The sequence below is a fragment of the Mesorhizobium sp. B4-1-4 genome, assembly GCF_006439395.2.
Taxonomy (GTDB): Bacteria; Pseudomonadota; Alphaproteobacteria; order Rhizobiales; family Rhizobiaceae; genus Mesorhizobium.
In genome coordinates, this window is record NZ_CP083950.1 from 1,465,739 (window position 1) to 1,481,567 (window position 15,829).

A 15,829-nucleotide genomic window follows, 5' to 3' on the forward strand; every position below is an offset into this window, starting at 1 on the left:
TACGCATGGCTGAGGTATGGCTTTTCGTATCCTCTCCCCGCTCCATGGCCTTCTGGTCGCGACATTCGCTCTTTGCAGTGCCGCCAATGCGCTTGAACTAGAACCCTTCAAGGACGATCTCTTCGCCTATCCGGCCACGCTCTCGTCTGACACCAATGGCGCCTACACGGTCATCGACTACCGCGAAATGCGCGACATCAACCAGCGCGACGAGGTGCCGGAAAAACGCGTGCATCCGCAATATGCCGATACCGGCGTACGCAAGGTGCAGCAGGATCTGATGCTGAAGACGGACGCCGGCGATGTCAGGCATGTCGCCGTCGGCAAGACGCAAGGCGCTGCCATCATCGTGCTCTATCTGCACGGACAGGGCGGCAGCCGCAAGCAGGGCGTCGACGACTTCACTTTCGGCGGCAATTTCAACCGCATCAAGAACCTGATGGCCGGCAATGGCGGCCTCTATCTCTCTCCGGATTTCCCCGATTTCGGCGACAAGGGCGCCGCGCAGGTCGCGGCCCTGATCGATCACTATGCCGAACAGTCTCCGGGCGCGAAGATCTTCGTCGCCTGCGGCTCCATGGGCGGCGCGCTGTGCTGGAAGCTTGCCGGACGCAAGGACACGGGCGCCCGCATCGACGGCTTGTTGCTGCTCGGTTCGCTGTGGGACGACAGCTTTTTCGCCAGCCCCGCTTTCAAACGCCGCGTGCCGGTGTTCTTCGGCCAGGGCAGTCACGACGTGGTCTTTCCCGTCGCCAATCAGGAAGCCTTCTTCCGCTCGATCCTGGCCAAATCGAAGACCTATCCGACCCGCTTCGTCCGTTTCGAGACCGGCACGCACGGCACGCCGATCCGCATGGCCGACTGGCGGGGAACGCTCAACTGGATGCTGTCGAAGTCACCTTGACCGCCGCTGGCTGGGAGAAGCCCACCGACATTTCAGGGCGCGGTGTTGTAGTCGACGACGGTCTGTGGGTTCTGCTCGCCGTCATAGGACGCGTCGACATCATACTGGACCAGCGAGAAATCGCCATTGCGGAACAGATAGGTGCCCGACGAAGAGGCATCTGCAGCGCCACGCCATTTGTTGAAGGTGGTGATCGTGTGGGCATCCTTGTCATAGCTGGAATTGGTCGCCCAGCCTGTCGTCCGGAAGCCGACAATGTGCATGGATTCGACCTTGCCCTCGCTGTCGTTGTTCACGTAGCGGATATCCATCTCCGGCTCCGTGAACTGCAACTGCCGCACTCCTGATACATCGTCGCTCATGTAGTAGATGGAGTTTTCATTGTAGGCGGCGACCGAGCAGGAGAAATGGAAAAGCCGCGCTTCCCGGTCGGGATCGCTGGCGGCCGCATCCTTGTCCCTGTACTTGATCGAGAAAGTTTCCGGCTCGCTGGCCAAAAGGTTCTTGTCGCATTGGTCGCCATACGTCGCCAGAAAAGCCTTCTTGGTCTGTTCGAGCGCGGTGTCCTTCTTGGGCGGCGGCGGTCCGTCGCCACAGCTTGGCGGCAACGCCCCTTCGAAATCGGCGGTGGAAGGTTTCAGCGCGCCTTTCTCGATATGGATGGGATCGAAAGGCGGCTCCGCCTGGGCCTGGGCATTCACCTGGCGCAGCGTGTAGCAGCCGGCAAAGACCTTTTCGCCGCCGTTCTTGTCCGTGGCACGGATGGCGACGGGCACGTTATAGTATATGCTGCCGGCGGCTCCCTCGTCTGAAACCGCACCGGTCGCGACCTCGACCTTGTCGGTGCCGTCATAGCCCTTGACGAAACTGTTGAAATCCTTAGCCGGCTTTGTATCGCCGAAATAGCCCCAGGCGCGGGCGAATTCGTGCCGGCTGATGGCGCTGTAGAGCGAACGGATAACCGCCTCGGCACTCGACCGGTCGTCGAGATAGGGTGTTTCGGGAGCATCGCCGGCGGCACGTGCCGTATGGCCGACGGCGGCAAGGGAGAGAAGGGCAGTCGCCGCGAGAAGGACGCGTCTCATCGGGAATCTCCGCGTTCGATAACGCAGATTCTACCATTGCGATTGCGGCGGCGTGGTGACGCGGCGCTCATGGCGCTTGAAGAATCGCGCCTTGAGGCGCTAGCTCCTCGCGACGGCGCTTAGACCGGACAGGAGATTTGACGTGACCATATCGATGTATGAGGCTTCCGTGCCGGTGTTCTCGGCCAGGCTGAAAGCACTTTCCAGTGTTCTGGCAGCTGCCGAACAGAATGCACTTGACCGCAAGATCGACCCGCAGGTGTTTCTGACGGCGCGGCTGGCGCCCGACATGTTCGCCTTGACCAGGCAGGTGCAGATCGCGACCGATCATGCCAAAGGCGCGCCCTCGCGGCTGGCCGGCCGCGAAGTGCCGAAATACGAGGACAATGAGGCAAGCTTTGCCGACCTCGAGGCGAGGATAGCCAGGACGGTCGCGCATCTGGCGACGTTTTCGGCCGCCGATATCGACGGTTCCGACGAAAGGACGATCGAGTTGAAGCTCGGCGGACGTGAAACCACGATGGGCGGCATGCAGTATCTGCTGCATCTGGCCATGCCCAACTTCTATTTCCACCTCACCACCGCCTACGACATTCTGCGCCACAATGGCGTGCCGCTCGGCAAGGCGACATTCCTCGGAACGCGTTGAGGATTGAGGTCTTGAGATGTCCCGGATCGACCCGGGACATCTCACAACCAGCTTAGCGAACGGACATTTCGCGGGCGATGCGCGGAAAATCGGCTGGCTTGATGCCGATATCGGCGCGGTCGGCATTGCTCATCGAATGAAGCAGCGCAAGTGCCGCGCGGTATCTCAGATGTTCCTGTGGCCGTGGCCGGGCGAACATTTCAGTGAAGAAACCCATGGTTCAGGCTCCCGATTGGTCCTCCACGAATCCCAATATAGGTGAATCGTGACAATTGTGCAGTGCAGCATTTGCATGCCTGCCATGTTCGGGATGATTTTCATGAGATTTCTTCGCGGTCCGGTGAAACTTTCGCGCCGCACAATCGTAGGCTTGGACGCCGGCACGTGGCCAGTTTTTCCTCGGCACTCCTGGCGAATTTCCGGGCTGCACGAAAGTGCAGTCCGGCTTTTGTTGGGAACCGGGTGCGATCCTCCGAATGGCTAAATTCATCAAGACCGGTGGCATTTATTTTTAACGAGCCGGTTCTATGTTCTGATAACGGAACAGTCGGGCAAGGGGGAGGCTGACATCGCTACCGGCGCCAAGCGTGATTTCGCTTCGTTGCTCGACGACCTCTTCGTGGCCTCCGAAAAGGGTGACGGCACAGAGGACGACGAGGCGGGCACGCGTCCGTCCATTCCCTTCGACTATCTCTCGGTGGCGGATGAACTCCATTCCGGCCGCATCAAAGTATCCGCCGCCGAATATCGCGAGGCAGGTGCCGATCTGGCGAGCGAATTTGCCGCCTTGCTGGACCACGCCAGGCTTGCACTGGCCGGCGAGGAACCGAAACCCGAGGAAAAATTGCCGCCGATCGACCCCGAATCGATCGCAGCCGAACTGGGACTGGACCAGCCCAAGGGCGCCGCCGATTTCGGACGCATGCGCCGCAGCTTTGCCTTCGCCAATCATCCGGACCGTGTCGCCCCGCATCTGCGCCAGCGCGCCATGGTCCGCATGCAGGTGGCCAACATGCTGATCGACGAGGCCAAGCGCCGCGCCGTAGCCCGCGTGCGCCGCTAAACGCCTCGACTCAAAAGTCGGCCTTGCGAGACTTGGAGAGCGCCACCGCTTTCCTGTAAGGTGCGATTTCCTCCCCGCGCGGCCGCGCACGCTTTCCCTCCGGAGCAGAAAATTCATGCACAAACGCCGTCTCGGTCGGACCGATCTTCTTGTTACCCAGATTTGCCTGGGATCCATGACTTGGGGCCAGCAGAACACCGAGGCCGAGGGCCACGCCCAGATGGATCTGGCCTTTTCGCGCGGCGTCAATTTCATCGATACCGCCGAACTTTACCCGATTCCGCCCAAGGCCGAGACACAGGGGCGGACCGAGAAGATCATCGGCAGTTGGATGAAGGCGAGAGGTAACCGTGACAAGGTGATCCTCGCCTCCAAGGTCGTCGGTCGCACCGCCAACAACTGGTTTCGCGGCGGCCGGCCATCGCAATTGGTGAGGGCCGATATTTTTGACGCCATCGACAAGTCGCTGGCCAAGCTCGGCACGGACTATCTCGACCTTTATCAGATCCATTGGCCGGAACGCGACATCCCGTGGGGCGCCAACCCAACACGCGTCGGCGCCGTGGCGCGTCGTGCCGACGCGGCCGGCGAGCCGGCTGGCGAGACGCCGGTCGCCGAGACGCTTGCGGTGTTCGACGAACTGGTGAAGGTTGGAAAAATCCGCCATTTCGGTTTGTCGAACGAGAGTTCGTGGGGCGTGATGCCCTTCCTTGCGGAGACCGACAAAGGAATCGGTCCGCGCGTCGCGCCCCTCCAGAACGCCTACAATCTCGTCAACCGCACCTTCGAGGTCAATCTCGCCGAGGTCTGCGAGCGTGAGGACGTGTCGCTGCTCGCTTATTCGCCGCTGGCGCAGGGCTATCTGACCGGCAAATACGACCATGGCGCGCGCCCGCCGGGGTCGCGCTCGCAGCTGTTCAACCGTGGCCAGCGTTATGAGACACCGAATGCGGCCGAAGCGCAGCTCGAATACAATGAGTTGGCGCGCAGTTTCGGGTTCGAGCCGGCCCTGTTTGCCAATGCCTATGTATCGAGCCGTCCCTTCGTGACCTCCAACATCATCGGCGCGACAACCATTCCGCAGTTGGAGATGGCACTATCATCCGTCGATGTGGTGTGGACCGAAGAGATGCAGAAGGCGGTGGGTCGGCAATCCCTGTCCTTGATCGGGACCGGTTGCAGAATTATCGAGGCATAATAGAAGGGTGGAGATGATGGTGGATTTTTCGATCGAGGCCGTGCGTGGAAAATTTCCCGCCCTCACACTGACTGACAAGGGTCGCCGCCGCATCTATCTCGACAATCCGGCCGGCACGCAGGTGCCGCAAACTGTCGCTGACGCCGTGTCGCACTGCCTCTTGACCACAAACGCCAATCTCGGCGGCTATTTCGAAACGACGGTCGCTGCTCAAACAGTCGTCGACGAAGCGCATCAGGCAATGGCCGATTTCCTTGGTGCGGAGAGCCCGCAGGAAATCATCATCGGCGCCAACATGACGACGCTGACCTATCACATGTCGCGCACACTCGGCCGCACGTTGAACCCGGGCGACGAGATCATCCTCACCCGCATGGCAGGTGGAGGAGGCGACACTGGCCGGTCTGCTGTCCGGCAGGACACGGCTCGTCGCCTTGAACTACGCCAGCAATCTCACCGGTTCGATCAACAGGGTCAAATCTCTGACCCAACTTGCAAAACAGGCCGGCGCCCTGGTCTATGTCGATGCCGTCCAGTTCGCGCCGCATGGCCTGATCGACGTGCGGGATCTCGGCTGCGATTTCCTGATCTGCTCGGCCTACAAGTTCTTCGGCCCGCATATGGGCATATTATGGGGTCGGCGCGACGTCATCGATGGCCTGAAAGCCTACAAATGCCGCTGTTCGTCCAACGGTCTGCCGGAGCGCTTCGAACTCGGCACGCCGCAGATCGAACTGATGGCCGGTCTCACGGCCGCGGTCGATTATTTTGCCGGGCTGGGTGCGGCGGCGGGCGAGGGCGGCTCGAGAAGGCAAAAAATCGCCAGGGCGTTCGAAGTGTCCATCGCCTATGAAAATCCGCTGGCGCAAAGGCTGATCGATGGCCTGTCCGACATTTCAGGCCTGACCATCCACGGCATCACCGATCCGAAACGGCTCGGTGATCGGGTGCCGACAGTCTCCTTCACCGTCGAAGGTATCGTTCCGGAAACGATCGTGCGGCAGATGAACGCCGAAAACATCTTCCTGTGGTCCGGCCACAACTACGCCTGGGAGATTGTCCAACAACTCGGCATTCCGGCCGAACAAGGCGTCGTGCGTATCGGCATCGCGCACTACAACACGGCGGCTGAGATCGACGAGACGCTGGAGAGCGTGCACCGCGTGATCGCCATGCTCAGGCAGCAGCGCTCCTGATGCGAGCCTGAACTGTCACCGCGCCTTGCCGCCAAAACCGGTGAGGAAGGCGGTGAGATTGTCGCCGAGCGCGTCGCAGAGATAGCCGCCTTCCTGGACGATGACCGTCGGCAGGCCGAGACCGGCGATGGCCTCGCCCACGCGCGAGAAGCCTGGCGTCGTCACCGAAAGTCCGCCGAACGGATCGCCCTCGAACGCGTCGAGGCCGAGCGCCACGACCAGCGCGTCGGGCGAGAAGGCGCGAATACGCTGGAACGCCACCGCAAGCCCTTCCAGAAATGCCGCGTCGGCGGATTTGCGTGGCAGCGGCAGGTTGAAATTATAGCCGAGGCCAGGCCCTTCGCCGCGCTCGTCGGCATGGCCCCAGAAGAAGGGATAGAAGCGCACCGGGTCGGCATGCAGTGAGACGGTGAGCACGTCGGGCCGCGCATAGAAGATGCCTTGCGTGCCGTTGCCATGGTGCAGATCGACATCGAGGATGGCCACGCGCGCGGCCTGCTTGCGCAACACCTGGGCCGCAACGGCCGAATTGTTGATGAAGCAGAAGCCGCCAGCGACGTCGGCAAAAGCGTGATGGCCGGGCGGGCGGCACAGCGCATAGGCGGCCGGTGCGCCAGCCATCACCGCCTCGGCGGCGTCGACCGCGCTCCAGGCGCTCCACAGGGCGCTATGCCAGGTTTCGCCCGAGATCGGGCAAGCGGTGTCGGCCATGTGGTAACCGGCCTGACCGACCGCCGAGGCCGGATAGGAGCCGCTGCGCGCGATCGGGTGGATGTTGGGGATCACCTCGGCCGAGGCGCCCTCAATGCGCTGCCAGCGCGCGAAAATGTGCTCGAGGAAGTCGAGATATTCAGGCGTATGCACCGCCGAGACCGGACCGAGCCCATGATCGCGGGGCCGTTCGATCGTGCAGCCGGCAGATTTTGCGCCGGCTAACAATATCTCGACGCGCTCCGGCTTTTCCGGATTGGGCTGCGGCGCGCCGCTGGAAAGAAAGGCCTTGGGATCATGGCGCTTCTGCTCCTCGGCATAGAAGGCTTTCATTCCTGCTCTCCATTCTCCGGCGCGTCGGCAAACGCAAGGAAGGCCTCGCCGATGATCTTCTGCGTCTGTTCATAGCTCGACCAGGCAATGCCCAGCCTTTCATAGAAGGCCTTGGCGCCCTCATTATCCGTATCGACCGAGAGCCTGAGATAGACGCCGCCTTCTTTCCGGCATTCCGCAGCGACGCGTCGCAGTAGGCGCTCACCGATCTTGCGGCCGCGGAACCGGTCCTCGACATAGAGGTCCTGTACATAGACGCCGGGCCGGCCCATCCAGGTCGAAAAGATCGGGAAATAGAGGCAGAGGCCGGCGAATTCGCCGTCGATCTCGGCGATGAGGGTCGAGAAGGCCGGCTTTTCGCCGAAGCCGTAGCGGCGGAGATCATCAGCGGTTGAGGTGATCTCCTGATGCGCGCCGATATGGGTACCGAGTTTAAGAAGCGCGGCGTGGATTGCGTCCACATCGTCGATCCGGCCGGGGCGGATGAGGATGCCGCTCACGACAGGGATGGCGCCAAGGCACCCCCCTCTGTCCTGCCGGACATCTCCCCCTCAAGGGGGGAGATTGGCAGTGTCGCCGATGGCGCCTTCCTTGCAACATCGGGAATTGGCGAAGGCGCAGGCGACATCTGATCTCCCCCCTTGAGGGGGAGATGTCCGGCAGGACAGAGGGGGGTGCCTGGCGCCAACATCAGAACGCCACCCGGTCGCCGCCCTTGAGCGCCAGCATCTCGCGCGCTTCGGCCGGCGTGGCAACTTCCAGCGACAGTCCGTCGAGAATGCCACGGATACGGCGCACCTGATCGGCATTGGATTTCGCCAGCTGACGGCCATCGTAGAGACTGTCTTCCAGCCCGACACGGACATTGCCGCCCATCGCCGCAGCGATCGAGATCAGCGGCATCTGGTTGCGGCCGGCCGCCAGTACGGAGAACTGGTAGCTGTCGCCGAACAATTTGTCGGCGATCCGCTTCATGTGGATGAGATTGTCCGGATCGGCGCCGATGCCGCCCAGAATGCCCAGCACGAACTGGATGAACAGCGGCCCCGACACCAGCCCGCGGTCGTGGAGATGCGCCAGCGAATAGAGATGGCCGACATCGTAGCACTCGAATTCGAAGCGCGTGCCGCAGCCCCTGCCCAGTCTCTCGATCACACCTTCCATGTCGGCGAAGGTGTTCTTGAAGATGGTGTCGCGGGTGGCTTCCAGCAGCTTGGGCTCCCATTCGTGCTGCCATTCCCGTGGCTTGTCGAGCATCGGGAACAGCGCGAAATTCATCGAGCCCATGTTGAGCGAGCACATTTCCGGCTCTGCCCTCAGTGGCGCCGCCAGCCGCTGGTCGAGCGTCATCAGCGACGAGCCGCCGGTGGTGATGTTGATCACCGCCGACGTCGCCTGCTTGATGCGCGGCAGGAACTGCATAAAGATGTCCGGATCGGCGCTCGGCCGGCCATCCCCGGGGTCACGGGCGTGCAGATGCAGGATCGAGGCGCCGGCTTCGGCGGCCGCGATCGCATCAGCCGCGATCTGGTCCGGCGTCACAGGCAGGTAGGGCGACATCGATGGCGTGTGCACCGAGCCGGTGACGGCGCAGGTGATGATGACTTTTCGCGGCGCCATTTCGTTACCCCCGGCCTTCGACCGGCAGGTCGAGCTCGGAAGCCAACGCCTCCAGCGAGTCGCCAATGATGGAAATGATCTCGCCGACCTGTTCGCCGGTGACGATCATCGGCGGCGCGACCATGAAATTGTCACCGTCGACACCGCCCTTGACCTTGCGGCCATAAATGATCAGCCCGCGCTCATAGGCAAGGTCGAGCAGCCGCTGCGTGGCCTTGTTGCTTTGGTCGATCGGCTTCAGCGTCTCGGGATCGGCAACCATCTCGGCGCCGGTCAGCAGGCCCTTGCCGCGCACATCGGCGATGAAGGGGAAGCGCTTCGCTAGCCCCTTCAGCCCATCCATCAGCACATCGCCCATGGCAGCCGCGTTGGCGATCAGGTCGAGGCGGTCCATTTCGCCGAGCACGGCAAGCCCGGCGGCGCAGGCCAGCGGATTGCCAGCATAGGTGTGGCCGTGCTGGAAGCCGCCAGAAGCGAGCAGCGGCTGTACAAGCCGCATCGGCGCCGCCAGCGCGCCGAGTGGCGCGTAGCCCGAGCCCAGCCCTTTCGACAGCGCGACAATGTCGGGCTTGCAGTTCCAATGGTCGCCGCCGAGGAATTTGCCGGTGCGGCCGGCGCCGCTCATGACCTCGTCATGGATGAGCAGGATACCGTAGCGGTCGCAGATCTCGCGGATGCGCGCATAATAGCTGTCCGGTGCCACAAGCGCTGCCGTAGCCGCTCCGCCGATCGGCTCCATGATGAAGGCGACGACGCTGTCCGGGCCTTCGGCCAGGATCTTCTCCTCCAGCATGTCGGCGTAGCGGATGCCGCGCTGTTCCATCGAAAGATTGTCGCGGTCGCGCCAGGCGGTCGGGGCCGGCACCGTCGGCATCACCCGCATCATCGGCTCGAAGGTTTCGGCCAGTGCATCGTCGCCGGTGATCGAGAGAGAACCCAGCGTGCCACCGTGATAGGACGGGAAGCGGGTAATCACCTTCCAGCGGCCGCCCTGGCCGGTGGCGACGGCCCATTGCCGCGCCAGCTTGATGCAGGATTCCGTCGCTTCCGAGCCGCCCGAGACGAAGAAGATACGGTCCATGCCTTCTGGCAGTTTTCCCGCGAGTTCACGCGCGAGTTCTTCCGCCGGCTCGTTCTCGAAATGAAGGCGGTAGGCGAAGGTGGCGCGGTCCATCTGCCGCTTCATGGCGTCCAGCACATTGCGGTTGGAATGGCCGATATTGGCAACCATCGGGCCGCTCGATCCGTCGATGAAGCGGCGGCCGTCCTGCGTCCACATGTAGATGCCTTCGGCGCGGTCGATCAACGGCCGGCGCAGGCTGGAGAGGTAGAACAGATGAGATTGGCGCCGGGCGTCGGCGTCTTGAACGGCAGTCTGGAGTTTCGACATGTCAGGACTTTCCGAGATAGCGATCGAGGACATTCTGGGTGACGCGTTCGACCATGGGGTCTTGTCTTAGCAGGCCGGCGACCCATTCGCAGCTTCCGGCGTGGAACACCTCGCCCTTGCCACGTGGGAAGTTGACGATCATGCCGTTGCTGCGTTTGACTTTTTCAAGGTTGGCGTCGCTCCTGTCGCCGAAGAGCGTTTCGGCGCTGAAGCGGCCATCCTCGTCGGTGAGGAACTGGTCCTCGATCGGAATGTCGGCGCTTTCCTCGACCTGGGATGCCATGCCGACGGCAAGAACCTGCAATCCATCAGGCGCGCCGCTGGTCGCGGTGGGGTAGGGCAGGCCGCCGCGTATCTCGAAATCCAGCCCGTCGACCTCATAGCCATAGACATGGCTGTCGGCGCCCAACAGGTCGCCATAATAGATGCCGGTGCCGGCAAAGGCCCAGTGCTCGGGCCGATAGACCGGAAAGCCGCGCACGCCGCGCGGCGCGCAGCCGCCCCAGCCGGCGTAAAGCCCGCGTGTTGCATTGAGCCCGAAGGTTGCCGAACCCGGCCGGCCGATTTCCGGCGCCTCCCAGGAATTGGTGGCGCGGGTCACGTCGCCACCGCGATAGGCCGGGTCCTCGGCGCGGGCGCGGTACTTGTAGCAGACCTGCCGGCGGCCCTCCTCCTCAAGGCGGGTCTGCCACATGAAATTGCCGGCGAAGCGCGCCGCATGGCCGCCATGCTCGACATAGTGATCGACGGCGTCGCGCATTTCCCAGGTCCAGTATTCATCATGGCCGACGAAGACGGCGCAGTCGTAACCGTCGAGAATCTCGGGCGAGAAATGCAGATCGTGCTGACTGGCGAGATCGACGCCGTAGCCGGCGCGTTCGGCGAAGCGAAAGAAATGGCTGTCGTAGCTGGCCCAGCCCGACGAGGCGTATTTCTTCGAATGGCCAGTGGCGAGCGCCCATTCCATATGCGGATAGCGCGGCACCGTCTTTGGCGGCACGGCGATCTCCAGCGGCACGCGCGGCGCATCCTGCGGCAGCACGACGAAGCCACGGCACCAGGGGCGCTGCGTCGAGACGATTGGCGAGTACTGGTTGCGATCCGGCCCGGTGATGCCCTGATAGTGGTTCGAGCCGCCCCAGGTGTTGTAGGCAAGCCAGGTGCCCGTCGCCGCCACCTGCAGCACGCGGTCGGGCTTTCTCCCGGGTCGGGGAGAGACGATGAACAAATGGTGGCAAAGGATCGGCTTGCCACCGCGTCCGTCGGCGGTGAGCGTCACCCGATAGGCACCGGACGGCCAGTCATTTCCCACGCGCAATTCGAACGAGGCTTCCCAAGCACAACCCTCCGCCGAGCATTGATCCGGACTTTCCTGCCAGCGCGCCGCGATGCCCGATTTCTCGAACACCGTCGTCTCGCTGCCGCCGTCGCGGACGATCGTCATGTTGAACGATGGAGCCGTCGAACTGACATGCAGCGTCACTGTCTCGCCGGCGCGATAGGAAAAGCGGTCGCTGTAGCACCAGATTTCGCCGGGATCGCCGTCCATCCCGGGCCACTCGTAGTAATGGCCGCGCACCGCGTGGCGACGCTGCTCCTCCGTCAGTCCGAAATCGGGAAATTCCGTGGGTAGTCTGGTCATCGGCGTGCTCAGGCGGAAAGATATTTTTTGAGGAAGCTGCGCGTGCGTTCTTTCTGCGGCGAACGGAAGATCTCGATCGGCGGGCCTTCCTCGACCACCACGCCGCCGTCCATGAACAGCACCCTGTCGGCGACTTCACCGGCAAAGCGCATTTCATGCGTTACGATGAGCATGGTCATGTGTTCCGCGGCAAGCTGTTTCATCACCGCGTTGACCTCGTCGACGAGTTCGGGGTCGAGCGCGGAGGTCGCTTCGTCGAACAGCATCACCTTTGGCTGCATGGCCAGCGCGCGGGCGATCGCAACGCGCTGCTTCTGTCCGCCCGAAAGCCGCGACGGATAGGCGTCGACCTTGTCGGCGAGCCCGACCTTCGACAACAAGCCAACCGCCAGCGCCCGGGCTTCGGCCTTCGGCATGCCTTTAAGGATCACCGGCCCCATCGTGATGTTCTCGATCACGGTCAGATGCGGAAACAGCTTGAAGTGCTGGAACACCATGCCCATCTGCTGGCGCACTTTGTTGATGTGCCGCTCGAAGGCCTGGCCGTGCAGCTTCTGGTTGACCTGCACGCCGTCGAGCCAGACTTCACCGCCGTTCAAGGTCTCGAGATGGTTGATGGAGCGCAGCAGCGTGCTCTTGCCGGAGCCGCTCGGCCCGATGATGGCCACGATCTGCCCACGTTCGACCGACAGGCCGATGCCCTTCAAAACATCGACGGCGCCGAAGGATTTGCGTGTGCCGCGGACCTCGACCATTGGCCGCTGCGTGCTCATCGGGAAACCTCCACATGTCTTTCAAACCGATGCAAGGCCGCTTCGAGCACAAGGTTCAAGATGTAATAAAGCGCGGCGGCGGTGATGTAGAACTCGAAGGGACGGAAGGTTTCACTGATCGCGAGTTGCGCCGAGTGGACCAGTTCGGCGATGCCGATGACCGAGACGATCGAGGATTCCTTCAACAGCGCGATCAGGTTGCTTCCGATCGGTGGCGCCGTGTTGCGCACGGCTTGCGGTATGACGACATAGCGCAGCGTTTGCCACTTGCCGAAACCGATGCTGCGCGCCCCTTCCGTCTGGCCAAGGTCGACAGCCACTATGCCGGCGCGCATCACATCGGCATTGTAGACGGCAAAGTGCAGGCCGAGCCCGACGATGCCGGCGGCAAGCGCGGGAATATCGATGCCGATCTGCACCAGGCCGAAATAGATCAGGAACAGCTGCAAAAGCAGCGGCGTACCCATGAACACCCACATGAAGGCACGCACGGGATAGGCGAGAATTGCCGGCGCATAGAGCACTATGACGGAAAACAGGATGCCGAAGATGAAACTGAGTGCTCCCGCCGAAGCCGTCAGCACAGCGGTCCACCAGACGCCCGTCAACAGGAGATCCCAATAGGGCGTGACGACGGTGAAATCCAAACCTTGCATCGCGCTCTCCCGTCAGACGATGGCGAAGCGTTTGTCGAGCAGATCGACGACACGGGCGACGGCGTAGACCATGACCATGTAGAGCAGGGCCGCGACGCCAAAGATCTCGAACGGCTTGTAGGTCGAGCCGATGAAGCGCTGGGCGGTATAGGTCAGCTCCACCATCGAGATGGTGGATACGAGCGCCGACCCCTTGAGCAGAGCGACCGTATTGACGCCGAGCGGCCGGATCATCAGCCTTGCGGCCTGTGGAAGCACGACCTTGCGCAAGGTCTGGAAGCGGCTGAAGCCGATCGTGCGGGCAGCTTCCGTCTGGCCCCGGTCGACCGCCATCACCGCGCCGCGGATCGATTCCGCCATATAGGCGCCGATGTTGAGGCCAAGGCCGATGACGCCGGCCGCGAATGGGTCAAGATTGACGCCGATCTGCGGGCCGCCGAAATACAGCACGAAGAGCTGGATCAGGCACGGCGTGCCGCGAAACAGGCTGACATAGGCCGTGCCGATGGCGCGCAGGATCGCCGACCTCGACATTCTTGCGGCAGCGGCCAGCGCTGCCCCGGCCAGCCCCAGAACCAGGGCCAGGGCTGTCAATTCCAACGTCACCAAAGCGGCTTCCACGAAGAACGGGAAGACGCGCTGCATCAGGGAGAAATCCATGGAACGGCCCGGCGGGAGAGGTGCTTGGCCTCAGGCGAATCTGGATCGCCCGAGGCCTGAGGAGATTAGCGGATGTCGCTGCCGACCCACTGCTTGGAGATTTTCTCGTAGCTGCCGTCGGCCATCATCTCGTCCAGCGCCTTCTGCATGGCGGCCTTGAGCTCCGGATTGTCCTTGCGGATGGCGATGCCGATGGCGACGCTGCCGCCCTCGATATTGGGCGTGTCGAGCCTGCGCACCTTCTCGCCGGTTTCCTTAACGGCGACCATGACCGGTATGTTATCGACGACAATGGCGTCGACACGGCCTGCCTTCAGCTCCAATAGAAGTTCGGGCAGGCCCTTGTAGGTGCGGACGTCCCAGCCGCCTTGGGCGCGGGCCCATTTCTCATGGGTTTCGCCCAGTGTCACGCCAAGGGTTTTGCCCTTGAGCTCGTCCAGGCTCTGGACCTTGGAAGCCTCGCTGACGAAAACCGCGCGGCCGGCGTGATAGTAGGGCCCGACGAAATCGACCACTTTTTCGCGCTCCGGCGTAATCGTCATCGAGCCGACGATGGTGTCGTATTTGTTGGCCACCAACCCGGCGATGATGCCGTCCCAGGCCGTGGTGATGATGGTGCCCTTGATACCGATGCGCTCGGCGATGGCCTTGCCGATATCGGGTCGAAGCCGACGATCTCGTTCTGATCGCTGACGAAGTTGAAGGGCGGATACTGACCGCTCATGGAAATTTTCAGCTCGCCCGCCGCCTTGACCTTTTCGAGATCGTCGGCCTGCGCCGAAACGGTGGTGAAGGCCGACGCAAGCAGCAGTGCGGCACTCGCGATGCCGGAGAATACCCTGTTCATCTGAAATTTCTGTCCTCTGGATGAAGCGCGAAGGCTTGTTCTTGGGAGGCGTTGGGGCGCTCTCCTGATGGCAATGATTGCCTTTGCATCAGCATTGCGCAAATAGATAATGGGAATAGGGAGTATAGATATCAGGAATGGCTTTGCCTCGCCCCGAACGTCTGGTCTGGGATCTAGACTGGAACCTTCTGCGGACATTCGTCGTCATCGCGGAAGTGAAGAGCATCACCCGCGCCGCCGAGCGCCTCAACCTCAAGCAGCCCAGCGTCAGCAATGCTTTGCGGCGCCTGGAGGACCGGGTTGGCCGGCGGCTGGTCGAGCGCGACGCGACACGCTTTGAACTCACCGAAGTCGGGAGGCTGATTTACGAGCAGAGCGTCGAGGTGTTCGGCACCATCTCGCAACTGCCGCTCTTGATGCGCGGCATCAGCGATGACGTCACCGGCCACGTCATGATCGCGACCGCAAGCCATGTCGTTTCGCCACTGTTCGACCAGGCGCTGGCGGAATTCCACCGCAACTATCCGCGCGCCTCGATCACCATCTCGGTCGCGGCAAGCATGGACGTGGCCAAGCAGGTGAGGGAGCGCCGTGCCTCCTTCGGCATCTGCCTGGTCAGCCAGCGCGATCCCGCACTGGATTATCAGATGGTCTACCGCGAGTTCTTCGGTTTCTTCTGCGGCCCGCGGCATAGGCTCTACGGAAAAACCGGACTGGCGCTGGCGGATCTGCGCGGCGAGCCCCAGGTCTCCTTCCAGACCGACCACATTTCGGACGCGTTGAGGCCTGTCGCGTTGCTGCGCAGCGAAGCCCGGCTGAACGCCGATGTCGTCGGCGTGTCCTCGAGCCTGGAGGAGGTGCGGCGCATGATCGTGGCCGGGCTCGGCATCGGCCCGCTGCCACTGCATGTCGCACGGCGCGATGTGCGCGACGGCGTGCTATGGCGGCTGCCGCCCTACGATGCGCCGCCGGCGATCGACATCTTCCTGTTGGTCAACCCCGACAAGGCGATGAACCGGGCCGAGAAGGCATTGCTTTCGGGGCTTCAGACACTGATCGCCGAGACGCCGATCGAGGATCGCATCTACAACGGCTGATCGGT

General features: G+C 62.5%; 14 protein-coding genes and 3 pseudogenes. 6 read left to right on the forward strand and 11 right to left on the reverse strand.

From position 1 onward, the window contains the following. The first annotated feature begins 16 nt into the window (after window positions 1–16). Window positions 17–904, forward strand: a complete 888-nt coding sequence (locus FJW03_RS06995) for an alpha/beta hydrolase family protein (protein WP_140762163.1) — start codon at window positions 17–19, stop codon at window positions 902–904. A 32-nt stretch (window positions 905–936) separates the two neighbouring features. Here FJW03_RS06995 and FJW03_RS07000 read toward each other — a convergent pair whose 3' ends face one another. Continuing rightward, window positions 937–1,989 carry a DUF1176 domain-containing protein gene (locus tag FJW03_RS07000; RefSeq protein WP_140762161.1) on the reverse strand — a complete coding sequence of 351 codons (1,053 nt, stop codon included), beginning with the start codon at window positions 1,987–1,989 and terminating at the stop codon, window positions 937–939. A 142-nt stretch (window positions 1,990–2,131) separates the two neighbouring features. Here FJW03_RS07000 and FJW03_RS07005 point away from each other — a divergent pair, with 142 nt between their 5' ends. Then, the gene (locus FJW03_RS07005; protein WP_140762158.1) at window positions 2,132–2,638 is read left to right on the forward strand and encodes a DUF1993 family protein; all 507 of its coding nucleotides are present in this window, start codon (window positions 2,132–2,134) and stop codon (window positions 2,636–2,638) included. 52 nt (window positions 2,639–2,690) lie between these two features. Here FJW03_RS07005 and FJW03_RS07010 read toward each other — a convergent pair whose 3' ends face one another. Then, entirely contained in the window at window positions 2,691–2,855 is a 165-nt protein-coding gene (locus FJW03_RS07010) for a hypothetical protein (RefSeq protein WP_140493788.1), read from the reverse strand. Between the two features lie 384 nt (window positions 2,856–3,239). Between FJW03_RS07010 and FJW03_RS07015 the strand changes: the two genes are divergently transcribed. The 3 genes and pseudogenes from FJW03_RS07015 to FJW03_RS07025 all read left to right on the forward strand — a co-directional run bounded on the left by FJW03_RS07015 (window position 3,240) and on the right by FJW03_RS07025 (window position 6,095). Then, entirely contained in the window at window positions 3,240–3,701 is a 462-nt protein-coding gene (locus tag FJW03_RS07015; RefSeq protein WP_140762155.1) for a hypothetical protein, read from the forward strand. Between the two features lie 115 nt (window positions 3,702–3,816). Then, window positions 3,817–4,867 (forward strand): annotated as a pseudogene (locus FJW03_RS07020) (aldo/keto reductase). A gap of 48 nt (window positions 4,868–4,915) precedes the next feature. Continuing rightward, window positions 4,916–6,095 (forward strand): annotated as a pseudogene (locus tag FJW03_RS07025) (cysteine desulfurase-like protein). A gap of 15 nt (window positions 6,096–6,110) precedes the next feature. On the opposite strand, the gene FJW03_RS07030 reads toward FJW03_RS07025, so the two are convergent. The 9 genes and pseudogenes from FJW03_RS07030 to FJW03_RS07070 form a co-directional block, all read right to left on the reverse strand. After that, the gene (locus tag FJW03_RS07030; RefSeq protein ID WP_140762150.1) at window positions 6,111–7,139 is read right to left on the reverse strand and encodes a histone deacetylase family protein; all 1,029 of its coding nucleotides are present in this window, start codon (window positions 7,137–7,139) and stop codon (window positions 6,111–6,113) included. After that, window positions 7,136–7,639 carry a GNAT family N-acetyltransferase gene (locus tag FJW03_RS07035; protein ID WP_181173195.1) on the reverse strand — a complete coding sequence of 168 codons (504 nt, stop codon included), beginning with the start codon at window positions 7,637–7,639 and terminating at the stop codon, window positions 7,136–7,138. The genes FJW03_RS07030 and FJW03_RS07035 overlap by 4 nt, the downstream gene beginning before the upstream one ends. A gap of 190 nt (window positions 7,640–7,829) precedes the next feature. Beyond that, window positions 7,830–8,759, reverse strand: a complete 930-nt coding sequence (locus FJW03_RS07040) for a 3-keto-5-aminohexanoate cleavage protein (RefSeq protein WP_140762145.1) — start codon at window positions 8,757–8,759, stop codon at window positions 7,830–7,832. A 4-nt stretch (window positions 8,760–8,763) separates the two neighbouring features. Continuing rightward, entirely contained in the window at window positions 8,764–10,149 is a 1,386-nt protein-coding gene (locus FJW03_RS07045; RefSeq protein WP_140762142.1) for an aspartate aminotransferase family protein, read from the reverse strand. A 1-nt stretch (window position 10,150) separates the two neighbouring features. Beyond that, complete coding sequence (locus tag FJW03_RS07050; RefSeq protein WP_140762139.1) at window positions 10,151–11,791, reverse strand: N,N-dimethylformamidase beta subunit family domain-containing protein; 1,641 nt, start codon at window positions 11,789–11,791, stop codon at window positions 10,151–10,153. 8 nt (window positions 11,792–11,799) lie between these two features. Further along, the gene (locus FJW03_RS07055; protein ID WP_140762136.1) at window positions 11,800–12,564 is read right to left on the reverse strand and encodes an amino acid ABC transporter ATP-binding protein; all 765 of its coding nucleotides are present in this window, start codon (window positions 12,562–12,564) and stop codon (window positions 11,800–11,802) included. After that, window positions 12,561–13,220, reverse strand: coding sequence for an amino acid ABC transporter permease (locus tag FJW03_RS07060; protein WP_140762134.1), 660 nt, complete (start codon window positions 13,218–13,220; stop codon window positions 12,561–12,563). The genes FJW03_RS07055 and FJW03_RS07060 overlap by 4 nt, the downstream gene beginning before the upstream one ends. Before the next feature lie 12 nt (window positions 13,221–13,232). Next, complete coding sequence (locus tag FJW03_RS07065; protein WP_140762131.1) at window positions 13,233–13,880, reverse strand: amino acid ABC transporter permease; 648 nt, start codon at window positions 13,878–13,880, stop codon at window positions 13,233–13,235. Window positions 13,881–13,945: 65 nt separating this feature from the next. Then, window positions 13,946–14,727, reverse strand: a pseudogene (locus tag FJW03_RS07070) (ABC transporter substrate-binding protein). A gap of 137 nt (window positions 14,728–14,864) precedes the next feature. On the opposite strand from FJW03_RS07070, the gene FJW03_RS07075 reads away from it, so the two are divergent. Further along, on the forward strand, window positions 14,865–15,824 hold the full coding sequence (locus FJW03_RS07075; protein ID WP_140762128.1) for a LysR family transcriptional regulator: 960 nt from the start codon (window positions 14,865–14,867) through the stop codon (window positions 15,822–15,824). Window positions 15,825–15,829: the final 5 nt, after the last annotated feature.

What these genes read in the sequence shown, in the direction of transcription:
- FJW03_RS07010 (WP_140493788.1), bottom strand. Translation starts at nt 2,855, where the DNA reads ATGGGTTTCTTCACTGAAATGTTCGCCCGGCCACGGCCACAGGAACAT.
- FJW03_RS07060 (WP_140762134.1), bottom strand. Translation starts at nt 13,220, where the DNA reads ATGCAAGGTTTGGATTTCACCGTCGTCACGCCCTATTGGGATCTCCTG.
- FJW03_RS07075 (WP_140762128.1), top strand. Translation starts at nt 14,865, where the DNA reads ATGGCTTTGCCTCGCCCCGAACGTCTGGTCTGGGATCTAGACTGGAAC.
- FJW03_RS07040 (WP_140762145.1), bottom strand. Translation starts at nt 8,759, where the DNA reads ATGGCGCCGCGAAAAGTCATCATCACCTGCGCCGTCACCGGCTCGGTG.
- FJW03_RS07045 (WP_140762142.1), bottom strand. Translation starts at nt 10,149, where the DNA reads ATGTCGAAACTCCAGACTGCCGTTCAAGACGCCGACGCCCGGCGCCAA.
- FJW03_RS07065 (WP_140762131.1), bottom strand. Translation starts at nt 13,880, where the DNA reads ATGGATTTCTCCCTGATGCAGCGCGTCTTCCCGTTCTTCGTGGAAGCC.
- FJW03_RS06995 (WP_140762163.1), top strand. Translation starts at nt 17, where the DNA reads ATGGCTTTTCGTATCCTCTCCCCGCTCCATGGCCTTCTGGTCGCGACA.
- FJW03_RS07050 (WP_140762139.1), bottom strand. Translation starts at nt 11,791, where the DNA reads ATGACCAGACTACCCACGGAATTTCCCGATTTCGGACTGACGGAGGAG.
- FJW03_RS07030 (WP_140762150.1), bottom strand. Translation starts at nt 7,139, where the DNA reads ATGAAAGCCTTCTATGCCGAGGAGCAGAAGCGCCATGATCCCAAGGCC.
- FJW03_RS07000 (WP_140762161.1), bottom strand. Translation starts at nt 1,989, where the DNA reads ATGAGACGCGTCCTTCTCGCGGCGACTGCCCTTCTCTCCCTTGCCGCC.
- FJW03_RS07055 (WP_140762136.1), bottom strand. Translation starts at nt 12,564, where the DNA reads ATGAGCACGCAGCGGCCAATGGTCGAGGTCCGCGGCACACGCAAATCC.